The organism is Nitratireductor soli (assembly GCF_001050155.1).
In the GTDB taxonomy this organism is placed as follows: domain Bacteria; phylum Pseudomonadota; class Alphaproteobacteria; order Rhizobiales; family Rhizobiaceae; genus Nitratireductor; species Nitratireductor soli.
In genome coordinates, this window is sequence record NZ_LFVY01000002.1 from 99,350 (window position 1) to 112,374 (window position 13,025).

Annotated in this window: 11 protein-coding genes; 10 read left to right on the forward strand and 1 reads right to left on the reverse strand. The window is 64.3% G+C overall.

Translation table 11 applies throughout. The features are described 5' to 3' along the window. Position 1 precedes the first annotated feature (1 nt). From trbL to AB843_RS02930, 5 genes are read left to right on the forward strand one after another with little or no spacing between them, the layout of a single operon-like run. Entirely contained in the window at positions 2-1,375 is a 1,374-nt protein-coding gene (trbL, locus tag AB843_RS02910) for a P-type conjugative transfer protein TrbL (RefSeq protein ID WP_048645296.1), read from the forward strand. Then, positions 1,372-2,061 (forward strand): conjugal transfer protein TrbF, encoded by a 690-nt coding sequence (trbF, locus tag AB843_RS02915; RefSeq protein WP_048645297.1) that lies wholly within the window; start codon positions 1,372-1,374, stop codon positions 2,059-2,061. The genes trbL and trbF overlap by 4 nt, the downstream gene beginning before the upstream one ends. After that, a complete protein-coding gene (gene trbG / locus AB843_RS02920; protein ID WP_048645298.1) occupies positions 2,058-3,050 on the forward strand; it encodes a P-type conjugative transfer protein TrbG in 993 nt (330 codons plus the stop codon). Before trbF ends, trbG begins: the two co-directional genes overlap by 4 nt. Beyond that, entirely contained in the window at positions 3,047-4,186 is a 1,140-nt protein-coding gene (locus AB843_RS02925; RefSeq protein WP_048645299.1) for a TraB/TrbI/VirB10 family type IV secretion system protein, read from the forward strand. The genes trbG and AB843_RS02925 overlap by 4 nt, the downstream gene beginning before the upstream one ends. A 2-nt stretch (positions 4,187-4,188) precedes the next feature. Then, positions 4,189-4,449, forward strand: a complete 261-nt coding sequence (locus AB843_RS02930; RefSeq protein ID WP_048645300.1) for a DUF2274 domain-containing protein — start codon at positions 4,189-4,191, stop codon at positions 4,447-4,449. 263 nt (positions 4,450-4,712) lie between these two features. On the opposite strand, the gene AB843_RS02935 is transcribed toward AB843_RS02930, so the two are convergent. Next, complete coding sequence (locus AB843_RS02935; RefSeq protein ID WP_048645301.1) at positions 4,713-5,981, reverse strand: tetratricopeptide repeat protein; 1,269 nt, start codon at positions 5,979-5,981, stop codon at positions 4,713-4,715. Between the two features lie 674 nt (positions 5,982-6,655). Between AB843_RS02935 and AB843_RS02940 the strand changes: the two genes are divergently transcribed. The 5 genes from AB843_RS02940 to AB843_RS02960 all read left to right on the forward strand — a co-directional run bounded on the left by AB843_RS02940 (position 6,656) and on the right by AB843_RS02960 (position 12,996). Then, positions 6,656-6,976, forward strand: a complete 321-nt coding sequence (locus tag AB843_RS02940) for a hypothetical protein (protein ID WP_048645302.1) — start codon at positions 6,656-6,658, stop codon at positions 6,974-6,976. A gap of 40 nt (positions 6,977-7,016) precedes the next feature. Then, positions 7,017-7,244: a hypothetical protein gene (locus AB843_RS02945; RefSeq protein WP_048645303.1), complete on the forward strand. Its 228-nt coding sequence runs from the start codon at positions 7,017-7,019 to the stop codon at positions 7,242-7,244. A 122-nt stretch (positions 7,245-7,366) separates the two neighbouring features. Then, positions 7,367-11,452 (forward strand): autotransporter domain-containing protein, encoded by a 4,086-nt coding sequence (locus tag AB843_RS02950; RefSeq protein WP_048645304.1) that lies wholly within the window; start codon positions 7,367-7,369, stop codon positions 11,450-11,452. Between the two features lie 56 nt (positions 11,453-11,508). Then, positions 11,509-11,997, forward strand: a complete 489-nt coding sequence (locus AB843_RS02955) for an invasion associated locus B family protein (protein ID WP_244467883.1) — start codon at positions 11,509-11,511, stop codon at positions 11,995-11,997. Between the two features lie 87 nt (positions 11,998-12,084). Then, on the forward strand, positions 12,085-12,996 hold the full coding sequence (locus tag AB843_RS02960; protein ID WP_048645306.1) for a LysR family transcriptional regulator: 912 nt from the start codon (positions 12,085-12,087) through the stop codon (positions 12,994-12,996). Positions 12,997-13,025: the final 29 nt, after the last annotated feature.

The window sequence follows — 13,025 nt, forward strand, 5'->3', positions numbered from 1 at the left end:
GATGGAGGGCACCGGCGTCATCGACAATTTTCTGGGGGTCTTCACCTCATACATCGACTCCGGGTTCGGCCTGCTCGGCGGCGATGTCGCCTTCATCGCAACCACGCTGATTGTTATCGACGTGACACTCGCCGCGCTGTTCTGGGCCTGGGGCGCCGATGACGACATCATCGCGCGGCTGGTGAAGAAGACCTTGTTCGTGGGCGTCTTCGCCTACATCATTTCCAACTGGAACAACCTTGCGCGCATCGTCTTTGACTCGTTCGCCGGGCTCGGCCTCATGGCCTCGGGCACCGGCTTTTCCGTCGAGGATCTGATGCGGCCGGGCCGCGTGGCGCAGACCGGCCTCGACGCCGGCCGGCCGCTGCTCGATTCCATTTCCGACCTGATGGGCTGGATCGCGTTCTTCGAGAACTTCATCCAGATCGCGTGCCTGCTGTTCGCCTGGGCCCTTGTGGTGCTCGCCTTCTTCATTCTCGCCATCCAGCTTTTCGTCACCTTGATCGAGTTCAAGCTGACGACCTTGGCGGGCTTCGTGCTGATCCCCTTCGGCCTGTTCGGCAAGACCGCCTTCATGGCCGAGAAGGTGCTTGGCAACGTGGTGTCGTCCGGCATCAAGGTGTTGGTGCTGGCCGTCATCATCGGCATCGGTTCGACGCTGTTTGGCCAGTTCACAGCCGGATTCGGCGGCGTCACCCCGACTATCGACGAGGCGATGGCCATCGTTCTGGCCGCGCTTTCACTGCTCGGACTGGGGATATTCGGACCGGGCATCGCCAACGGCATCGTCTCGGGAGGACCGCAGCTCGGCGCAGGCGCAGCCGTTGGCACGGGCCTTGCCGCTGGCGGCATGGTGCTTGCGGGCGGTGCGGCGGCTGGTGGCGCGGCCATGCTCGGCGCTAAGGGTGGAGCCGCCGCCCTGTCCGGCGGTGCCGCGGCCGTTCGCGGAGGGGCGGCAACCGCGGGAGCGGCGACCGCAGCCTATAGCGTCGGCTCGCTCGGCCAGACCGGGGCCGCAAGCGTCGCCTCCGGCCTCGGCGGTGTCGCCCGCGCGGCAGGCTCCGCCGCCATCTCGCCCCTCAAGCGCGCCGCTGCCCGCACGACCGAAGGCGTCAAGTCCAGCTTTTCCGATGGCGCACGCGCGGGCTTTGCCGCCAGCGGCGGCACGTCCTCAATGGGCACGGTTGGCGCCGCGAGCGCCGGGCCGGCCGCATCACCGCCGTCCCCGGCTGGCGATTCTCCGGCCTGGGCGCAGCGCATGCAGCGTTCGCAGGCAATTACCCACGGCACCACCATGGCCGCCCATGCGGTGCGCTCCGGCGACAGCCACGGCGGCGGCTCTTCCGTCAACCTTTCAGAAAGCGACCGCTCATGAACATCTTCAAACGACCCGCCGCCCATTACGGCAAGACCCCGCAGCCCGAGACGCCCTATCAGAAGGCCGCGCAAGCATGGGACGAGCGCATCGGCTCATCTCGCGTGCAGGCGAAGAACTGGCGGCTGATGGCCTTCGGCTCCCTGATCCTGTCGGCGGGCTTCGCCTCAGCGCTCGTCTGGCAATCGACGCGCGGAACGGTTGTGCCCTGGGTGGTGCAGGTCGACAATCTCGGCCAGGCCCAGACCGTCGCGCCGGCCGTTGCCGATCATCGCCCCACCGATCCGCAGATCGCGTTCCACCTCGGCCGTTTCATCGAGCAGGTCCGCGCCATCCCGGCCGACGCCATCATCGTCCGCCAGAACTGGCTTCGCGCCTACGAGTTCACCACCGACAGGGGCGCGGCTTCCCTGAATGACTATGCGCGGGCCAACGATCCGTTCACCCGCGTCGGCCGCCAACAGATCGCCGTCGAGGTGTCGAGCGTCATCCGGGCCTCACCCGACAGCTTCCGCGTGGCCTGGACCGAACGTCATTACGAGAACGGCCAGCTTTCCACGACCGAGCGATGGACCGCGATCCTGACCATCGTGATCCAGACCCCGCGCGATGCCGAGCGCCTGCGCGCCAATCCGCTCGGCATCTACGTCAATGCGATTTCCTGGTCGCGGGAGATGAGCCAATGAGCACGAGCATCCGCAACCCCGCGATGGCAGCCATGCTGCTTTCGGCCACCATGCTCGCAGGCTGCGCCACCAATCGCACCCAGCAATGGAGCTATGACGCCGAGGTGCCGCCGCTGCCGACCGTGCAGACGGTCGCTACCAACGACATGCCCCGCCCATTGCATGTGCCCCCTGCGTGGACCGTGGCGCGGGGCGGCCCCGCCGCCGGCACAGCGACCGGCCGCGTCGAGAACGCCAATGCCGCCGCCCGTGTCGAGCCGCGCCGCGAGGGCTACTACAACGCCATCCAGATTTATCCCTGGTCGGAAGGCGCGCTCTATCAAGTCTATGCCGCAGTCGGCCAAATCACCACCATCGCTCTCGAACCGGGCGAGAGCCTGACCGGCGCGGGGCCGATCGCCGCCGGCGACACTGCCCGCTGGATCATTGGCGACACCGAGAGTGGAAGCGGCGCGACCCGGCGCGTTCATGTACTGGTGAAGCCGAGCCGGCCGGACATCTCGACCAACCTCGTTATCACCACCGACCGGCGCATCTATATGATCGAGCTGCGCGCCCGCGACGCGCTCTACATGCCCGCCGTCGCCTGGGCCTATCCCGCGCCAGCGGCAGGCCAGCGCCAAAGCGTTCCGGCAGCACCTACCATTCCCGCCGAGGCGGCGCGCAACTATCGCTACGGCTTGTCTGGAGACAGCCCGCCGTGGCGGCCGATCTCGGTCTTCGACGACGGCCGACGCGTCTATGTCGTTTTCCCGCGTGGCATCGTGCAGGGCGAGATGCCACCGATCTTCGTTCTGGGCTCGGATGGCGAGCCGCAGATCGTCAACAGCCGCATCCATCAGAACATTCTGATCGTGGACCGTTTGTTCGGCGCGGCCGAGCTGCGCCTTGGCAGCGGCAACCGTCAGCAGACGGTCAGGATCGTCCGCATCAGCCCGACGCAGGCCGCCGCCTCGCAACCCGCAGCGACCGGAGACTCCCCGTCATGACCGACACCAATGCCACGATGGACCCCGCCGCACCGATGCAACTGCGCGCCGAACCGCCCCGCGTCACGCGCCTGTCCCGCAAGATGCTGGCAGGCGTCGGAGCCGTCGCGCTTCTCGGCATCGGCGGCGCGCTGATTTACGCGCTCCAGACCCGCGAGGCAGGACCGGGAGGCGACGAACTCTATTCGACCGAAAACCGGCCCACGGCGGACGGGCTGTCCGGCCTGCCGAGCGACTACAGCGGGCCGGTCCTGGGGCCGGCATTGCCGGGAGACCTTGGCCGCCCGATCCTCGACGCGCAGAACCGGGGCCAGCCGGTTGCGCCGCCCGTCATGGCGACACCTGCCGTCGATCCAGAGGAAGAGCGCCGCCGTGCCGAGGAAGAAGCCGCGCGGCTAAGTAATGTCTTCTTCCAGACGGGCTCGCGCGCGGGAGCCGCACCCGGCGCGACCATGCCTAGCCTTACCGGTCTCGACCTTGGTGGACAGACCGGGACGCAGGACCGGCACACGGCCTTCCTCAACGGGCCGGTGGATCGCCAGATCGTCGCCCCTGATCGCGTCACGCCTCCTGCATCGCCCTGGATTCTCCAGGCTGGGGCGGTAATCCCGGCAGCGCTCATCACAGGCATCCGTTCCGACCTTCCCGGCCAGATCACCGCGCAAGTCACCGAAAATGTCTATGACAGCCCCACCGGCTCGCTGCTCCTGATCCCGCAGGGCACGCGCATCATCGGCCAGTACGATGACGGCGTGACCTTCGGCCAGCGCAGGGTGTTGCTGGTGTGGAATCGCCTGATCCTGCCGGGCGGCCGCTCCATCGTTCTGGAGCGACTGCCCGGCGCGGATGCGTCTGGCTATGCCGGCCTTGAGGATGGCGTCGATTACCACTGGTGGGATCTGATGAAGGCGGCCGGGCTATCCACGCTGCTCGCGGTCGGCACGGAACTGGCGACCAGCGACGAAGACCGGCTGATCGCGGCCATCCGCGACGGGGCGCAGGACACCATCAACCAGGCGGGCCAGCAGATCGTCCAGCGCCAGTTGCAGGTCTCGCCGACGCTGACCATCCGGCCGGGTTTCCCGGTCAGGATCATCGTCACCCGCGATCTTGTTTTCGAGCCCGTTGGAGGTTGACCATGACGAAACTGAAACTCGGGCCGCTCCCCGACGACAAGCCGGTGAAGGTGACGCTGGAGCTACCCGCGCCGCTCCATCGTGACCTGATCGAATATGGGCGATTACTCGCCGACGCGGGAAATCCGCCCATAGAACCGGCCAGGCTGATCGTGCCGATGCTCGAACGCTTCATCGCTACGGATCGCGGGTTTGCGAAGGCAAAACGTCAGGCGTCGAGCGCCAAACCCCGAAAGGATTCCGAAAGCGCCCTCAGGAACTGATCCCTTCGCATCGATTTGGCAAACGGCGGGAAATCCTCGCCCGGCAAGCAACCAAGCCGGACGCCGTCTGAGACCGACGACAGAGCTCCGGCGCAGCAAACCAGGCGACCACCGGCAAGCCGACTTCGGCAATGTAGCGCTTGGCCGCGAGGTCACGGGCGTTCCAGGGAGGATCGGTGTCGTGGCAGCTTGGGAAGACGCGGAGGTTGGGGCTGTAGATTCGCCTTGAGAGACGGGTTCGAGTCCTGTCGTTGCGTCAACCTTCAGGTGTCAACCGGCAATCCGATGTCGGCGACCAGGCGCTTGAATTCTGGCTTGTCGCGAATGGGCCAGAAGGCGGGGTCGACCAGAATCCCGATCAGCCTTTCCTCCCGGCGCTCCAAGCTGATGCGCAGCCAGCGGATCGCCTCCTCGGCGTTGCCGATCAACGCATGGTGGCGGGCGATATCCCAGGCCAGCGCCTCTCCGCGTTCGTAGTATTCGGTCTCGACGGCGATCATGGCCGCCGCCATCGCCTCGACGCCGCCATCGGCAAGCGCCGCCGCGCCGGCCTCGGCCGCATCGCTATAGCGGGGCACGCCGATCATGTTTCCGAGCGTGGCGTAGTGTTCAAGGTAGGCCTCGAAGTCGCCTTGCGCGGCTTTGATAAAATACAGAGCGTAGTTGGCCCAGGCATGGCCCGGATCGCGTGCCCTCACCTCGTCGAGCAGCGCGACCGCCTCCTCCACGCGGCCGTTGTAGAACAGCGCCTGCGCCTTCATGGTAAAGATCGAGCTGGAGTCCGGATCGGCCTCCTGGGCTTTGCTGATCAGTGGCAGCGCTTCGGCCGGGCGTCCGGCAATCATCAGCGCACTCGCGTACCACATCAGCGTGTTGGACGATTGCGGGTCGAGCCGCAGCGCCTCCTCGAAGCGGGCAAGCCCGGCCTCGACGTCCCACAGCCAATGGAATTCGACGAAGGCGAGAACGCTTTGCGCGAAGCCGAGCGTCGGGTCGAGTTCGACGGCTCGCCGGGCGTGTCGCTCGGCCAGCGGATAGGCGTCGAACCCCGACATGCCGCTATACTGCCGCGCCAGATTGTAGGTCATCGCCAGCCCGGCATGGGCCTCGGCATAGTCGGGATGAATCGCGATGGCGCGTTCCAGCGCCTCTGTCGCGCCTGTGATCCCTTCCGGCGTACGCCGGTTCCAGAGGTAAGTGCCGCGCAGGTACAGCTCGCGCGCCTCCTCGGGGATCTCGGCGGCCTGCACCTGGCCGCCATCGTCCCGCGTCATCGTTCCCGGCAGCACGCCGGCAAGCCATCCGACCGCAACGATCAGGACGACAGCGGAGGCGGCGACCGCGATCCACAGCCGGCGCCGCCCGCGCGCCGGTTGGATCGGCAACGGATCAGCAAGGTCCGCCTGCGGCTCATCCACGGTCTCGGTTGCCTGACGCCCTTTTTCCGCCCTCAGCCATGATTCGAGCTCGCTCGGATAGGCGTGCACGAGCACGCCGCGCTTGGCCTGCTCGCCGGCGCGATAGACCGGCAAGCTCTTTTCGGCCGCCCAGCGTTTGACCGTGCTTTCGTTGCGACCGAAATAGGCGGCGATCTCTCGCCAGCCCGTCAGCCGCTGTCCGTGTATCGGCTGCCCGTTCCCTTCGTTCAGTAGCTCGCTCCCTTCGCCCCCGATCGAGACCGCTCAGTAACTATACTCGAATACTTGACGTTGACTACCCGGTTCTGACGTCGGGTGACCCGGCCCGAATTTGACCGATTCGGAAGGCGCTGCACGCGCGAAAACCGCGCTCCACCGCGGATTTCCGGTCAAATGAGCTACCTTGCCCTTTCGTGCACTTTCTTGCGCGGTTTCACCCTCTTTGCGCGGATGCTACAATACAACCCTAAGATTGGCGACGTTTCTCTCGTTGTCCGGTCGGCTTTGATTTGATCGAGCGAGGGATGGATGAGTATTGCCGAAAATATACTGAAGCAACTCGACATTTTTCCAGAATTCTCTCCTCGGATTTGCGGGAAGTTACATCTTCCACGCAGGTTTTGGGAGCGGGGGTCGGCGTGTGCCGAAATGACCATCGGCGCGGAGGCCACGCGACATGGGCGTCAATACCTGCCGGTGGCGGCGTGGCCGGACGATGGCGCCTTCGCCAATCCGGGCGATGCCGATGGCCCGGTTTGCTCACCACTGTAGGACGAAGGGGGGACGATATGGATTTCGATCAACTGCCGCAGGCGGAGAGCTACCGCCGGATCGACTTCGACGTGGCCGAGGTCAAGGAACAGGACGGCATCAAACTGCTGGTCGTGTCCGGCGAAGCGCCCTGCGCCAACATGGAGGTGACGCTCTCGCCGCTGATCTACATCGAGAAGCCGGATCATTGGGGGATCGAGGTCGTCGGACATCTCGACGGCGGCATCTGCCTGACGGCGATCAAACCCTACACGGTCAGCATCCGGCTCGACGGCATCGTCGGCCACAAGGGCATCGAGGTCATCGGCGCCAGCCGGAAGAAACGGATCGATATCTAGGCGGGGGCGCCGGGGCGCGCTCACGCGAAGGAGGACGGACATGGCTGAAGAGATCGGGACCGAAAAGGTCGAGGGCGGCTACACGCTCGGCATCGGCGGGCGCACGCTCATATTCCTGCGCGGCGAGGACGGCTCTCTCGTCGCGGAAGCGGTCACGGGATCGGGCCTCTCCGACGACAAGCAGAAGTGTTTCGACGAGTGCTTCGCCAAGACGGACGGCAGCCTCGGCTCGGCGAAGGCATGCTCGAAGAAATGCGGCCTGGAATGACGCCGTCTTCGGGTCGGGACGAGAAAAAGTAGCAGGGCGGCCGCGCCGCGCGCGATAGCCGGAACAGTGACAACCAGGGCCGCCGGGGCGGGCCGAATATTTGACGACAGGGGATAGTGACGATGACGGGCAACCGCCGCAAACCGACAAGAAAACTTCAGACCCTTATGACCGGCTCCTCGGCGGTGGCACTGCTGGCGGGCGTCGCGCTCGCGGCGCTGGCCGGACCGGCGGCGGCGCAGGATGCGACGTGGCTGCTCAATCCCGCCACGGGCGACTTCAACACCGGCGGCAACTGGACCCCGGCGACGGTGCCGACCGGCACCGCGTTCTTCGACACGTCCAACACGACCGCGCTGACGTTCTCAGCCCCCACCACAACGATCGGCGGATGGACGTTCAATGTGGGTGCCTCGGACTATGTCTTCACCGTGGACGGCTACAGGGAACTCGAATTCGATGGCGACGGCATCGTTGTCAACGGCGGCAGCGCTGAGATCGTAATTGCGCCAGGCATGGGCGCGAACAGTAATGTCGTTACTTTTCTCAATACCAGCACGGCCGGCGCCGCCACCATCACGAGCAACGCCCTCGGCAATCTGTACTTTCGGGACGCGAGCACGGCCGGGGACAGCACCATCAACAACAACGGCCTTCTGCAGTTTCGCAATGACAGCACGGCTGGCACGAGCACAATTCTTCACAATGGCGGACCGCTTTCGTTTCACGATGATAGCAGCGCAGGTGATTCGAACATAACAAGCAATGCATCAATTAGCTTCTTCAACAACAGTACGGCCGGAAACGCAACAATCTCAATCGATGGGAATATTGTAAACTTTATCAGTTCGTCTACTGCGGGCAATGCAACTATCTCGAATAATTCGAACTTGAATTTTCTTCAAACTACAAACGCGGGCACCGCCACCATCCTAAATAACGCGACTATGCAGTTCCGGGACGACAGTTCCGCCGAAAGTTCCCATGTGACAAACGATGGAACTCTGTATTTTCAGGAGCAAGCCACTGCGGGCGACGCGACCATCACCAATAACGACACGCTGGAATTTTACGGCAACAGCACGGCGGGCAATGCCACCATCACCAATAATCTGCTTGGTGGTCTAGCCTTTGCCGATGCCAGCACGGCTGGCAGTGCTGTGATCGGAAATGATGGTCATATGCTTTTCCAGGACAGCAGTTCCGCTGATGCCGCCCAGATCGTCAACAACAGCACGGGCGAAATCCATTTCACCGATACCAGCACGGCGGGCGACGCGACCATCGTCAATGACAACACTCTGGTCTTTGGCGCTGACAGCACGGCGGGCAATGCCATCATCACCAATAATGCCGGCATGGGTTTTGCTGACAGCAGCACGGCTGGCGATGCAACAATAGCCAACAACGATTTTCTGAACTTCATACAGGACGCCACGGCGGGCAGCGCCGCCATTACCAACAACGCCACGCTTCGGTTCTTCAACACCAGCACGGCTGGCAGCGCCGACATCACCAATAACAGCGGCCTGCATTTCAGCAACACCAGTACGGCCGGCAGCGCCACTATCACCAATAACGGCTCGACGAACTTCAACAACACCAGCACGGCCGGCAGCGCCACCATCGCAAACAACCTCACCATCAACTTCCACGATACCAGCAACGCCGGCAGCGCCACCATCACCAACAACGCTGGCGGCTTCCTCTACTTTCAAGCCGCCAGCACGGCCGGCAGCGCCACCATCATCAACAATAACAATCTGAGCTTCAACGGCAACAGCACGGCCGGTTCGGCCACGATCACCAACAACGACACGCTGGAGTTCTTCAACACCAGCACGGCGGGCAATGCCACCACCGTCAATAATGGCACTGCCGTCTTCAACGACAGCAGCACTGCTGGAGACGACAGCAACATAACCAACAATCTCTTTTTGTTTTTTCAAGACGACAGCGTAGCCAACGGCATAATTGCCAACAATTTTACCATGGCATTTCAACACGGAAGCACGGCCGGCAACGCCACTATTACCAACGAAGTCAGTCTTGATTTCTATGATGCAAGCACCGCTGGTAGCGCCTCGATCGTCAACAATGATAGTTTGCAGTTCCGCGACACAAGCACCGCAGGCACTGCCGTAATCACCAACAATGATCGCTTGGTTTTCGGGCATAGCAGTACGGCGGACAACGCCACCATCACTAACAATAGTTTTCTTCAGTTTAGCGATACCAGCACGGCGGGCAATGCTGCGATCACCAACAATGCCGCGGGATTGGTTGATTTCTCTCACACGACGGGTCCGGCCAGCGACGGACAGATCAGCGCCGGCTCGATTGCTGGCGCGGGCGACATCTATCTCGGATCGAGAACGCTCACGGTCGGCGGCAACGGTCAAAGTACCGAGGTGAGCGGCGCCATCAGCGATTGCGGCCCGACCGGCACGGAATGCTGGACCCCCGGCGTTGGCGGTTCGCTGGTCAAGGTGGGAACCGGCACGCTGACGCTTTCGGGCGTCAACACTTATACCGGCAGCACATCAGTCAATGCCGGCACGCTCGACGTCGCCGGCTCGCTTGTCTCGGCCGTCACGGTCAACTCCGGCGGCACGCTGACCGGCATCGGCACGATCAGCGGCCTCACGCTGAACACTGGCGGCACGCTCTCGCCCGGCAATTCCATCGGCACCATGACGGTGGTAGGCGACGCGACCTTCAACGCCGGCTCGACCTATGTGGTCGAGGTCGAAGCGCCGAACCAGGCCGACCTGCTCTCGGTCACGGGCACAGCAACCATCAACGGCGGCGCGGTCGAAATCGTCAAGCTCAGCCCGGAAGTCAGCTATGCGGACGGGCAGACCTATCGGCTCATCACGGCCGGGACTTTGGTGCGCAATGGCGACTTCACGCTCAACCAGCCCTTCCTGTTCCTGACGGCCGACCTCGACTACGGCGCGAGCTTCGTCGACCTGCTGTTGAGCGCGGGCGGAACCGGCGGCGACTTCACCACGGTCGCGCAGACCTTCAACCAGTTCCAGGCGGCGACGGGACTGAACGATCTCGAGCAGAGCGGCGATGCGCTTGCCGTCTACAACGAGCTTTTGTTCCTGACCGACGCCAACGAGGCGCGCCGCGCCTTCGACCTGTCCTCGGGCGAGATCCATGCCTCGGGCCAGCACGTCATCGACCAGACGTTCGGGCTGTTCTCGCGCACGCTGCGCCAGCAGGGCGCGGCGGGCCTTGGCGGCGGGGGCACGGGCGGTCGGGTCTACACGGCCCCACTCGGCTACGGTCCCACGACAACGGCCGGTCCGGGCGTGGCGGCGATCGACGGTGCGACGACCTCGGCCTATGCCAGCAACCGCGTCGCGCAGGCATGGCTCGCCCCGCTCGGCGGGCGCGGCGTCATCGAGGCGGACGGCAATGCCGGGAAGCTCGACTGGTGGACGGCCGGCCTTGCCGGCGGCTACGAAGGTCCGATCGACGTCGCCAGCGGCGAGGCTTGGCTCGGCTTCGGTCTCGGTTATCTCAGGAGCCATGGCGCGGTCGATGCGCGGCTGTCCACGATGGATGCCGACAACTTCAACATCGGCGTCTATGGCGGCTGGGCCGACGGGCCGTGGTCGGTGGCCGGCTCGCTTGCCTACTCGGCCAGCAGCGTGTCGACGGAGCGGAGGATCGTCTTCGGCGGCATCGACCGCACGGCCGAGGCCGACTACTGGAACCACACGATCGGCTTCTCCGGCGAGGCGGCCTACGGCTTCAATGTCGCACCCGGCACGACGCTCTCGCCGCTGTTCACGCTGGACGCCGGCTGGTCGGGCCATGGCGGCTTCACCGAGACGGGAGCCGGGGCGCTCAACCTCACCGGCGCCTCCGAGAGCTGGACGCGGCTCGATACCGGGCTGGGCGTCGCACTCCAGCATGTCATCCTCACCGAGACCGGCAAGGTGACGCTCGACGGCCGGCTGCTCTGGGAGCATGCCTTCGCCGATGTGGTGCCGAGCCAGAATCTCGCCTTCGCGGGCAGCCCGACGGGCTTCGAGGTGCGCGGCCCCGACGCCGGCCGCGATCGCGTGCGGCTCGGCCTCGGCCTCTCCTACGAGGCCACCGAGGCCATGACCGTCCGCGCCGGCTACACCGGCCTGTTCTCCGGCAACCAGCAGAGCCACGGCGCAAGCCTAGGCCTCAACGTCAAGTTCTGAGGCGCATGGGGAACGTTCGTAGAGTATCCGGCCCCATATTCGCGCTCGCACTCGTCTTGGGAAGTGCGGGAAGCGTCGCGGCGCAGGGCCTGCCGGGCGGGGCCACGTCGCTCAACGAGACGCATGGCGACTGGACGGTTGGCTGCCGCACGGCAGAGGGCGCGGTACGCTGCGCGATGACCCAGACCCAGGTGAGCGGCGAGAATCGTCAGCGGATTCTCGCCGTCGAGTTGGCGGCCGCCGAGGGCGGAAACGCTGCGAGCGGCGTTCTTGTGCTGCCATTTGGATTGCGGCTTGATTCCGGCGTTCGTCTCGCCATAGACGAGACCTCACCGCGCGAACCGTTGCGTTTCTCGACCTGCCTTCCGGCGGGCTGTATCGCTCCGCTCGTCTTCGACGCGGCGACGGTGACGGCGCTCAAGGCCGGCACGGCGGTTTCGGTGACAGTGACCGCCAATGACAGCGGGCAGGAACTGGCCTTCTCGATCTCGCTGTCGGGCTTCAGCTCGGCGCTGAACCGCATTGCCGAGTTGAACGGCTCGTAACTCACCGCGCTTTCCAATCACTCTCCAGACGGGACGCACCGCGCCAGCATCGCGAAAGGAGGTGTGAGCACAACTATCGAACGATGCATGAATGAAGCCGCCTTACGCTATCTGAAATATGTGCTGGCAACCGCCGAGTCGGGCAGTATGCGCAGCACCGCCAAGGCACTGGGCGTGCGAGAATCGACCGTGAGCCGAAACATCGGTACTCTTGAGCAGCAGCTCGATATCCAGATCTTCCAGCGCGGTCACAATGGGGTGCGGCTGACCGGCGAGGGCCGGGACTGGATCGAAAGTGTTCGTGGTCACTATGACGGCCTTGAGGAGGCCCTGAGCCACACCGCGCGGCGAAACAAGGAGCACGACAAGCTCCGCATCGGCCTCAGCGCGCCCTTCGGCCGCGAGTTCCTGATCCGTCTCATCGATCGTTTCGAAAAGGCTTATCCGGATGTCGATATCACCATACAGGACGGAGCCTGTCACAAGCAGGCCTCCGCCATCCGCCGTCGCCATCTCGACATCGCCTTCATGTGCGATGGCTTCGACACACCGGCCTGCCGCTTCGAGACAATTTGGGAGGAAGGAATGGCCGCTCTGCTTCCTGCCCGCCATCCACTTGCCGGAAAAAGCGCACTGACCTGGGCCGATCTAGCTGGCGAACGTCTGCTCGTACCCCAAGGCGCCGATGGTCCATTACTCGATCCCTGCCTGATACCGCCGATCAGGGACAACGACCGCTCTCCGATCATAGAGCAATGCCAGGCCTGTCAGGCGACCGTCATCCTCAAGATACAGATCGGCAAGGGGTTCACGATCACCGGCGCAAGCTTCGCCAAGGGCGTCAGCATCGAGGGGACGGTCTGGCGGCCGATCACCGGTCAGGGCACCACCGGCGTGGTCAAGGCCGTCTGGCTCGAATCCAATCCAAAGCGCGCTGTCCTTCGCCTGCTTGGAATGGCCCGGAATATGGCTGCCACACGAAAACCGCTGGCGGACTGACGCATAGGATCACACGCCAAGTCGGTCAT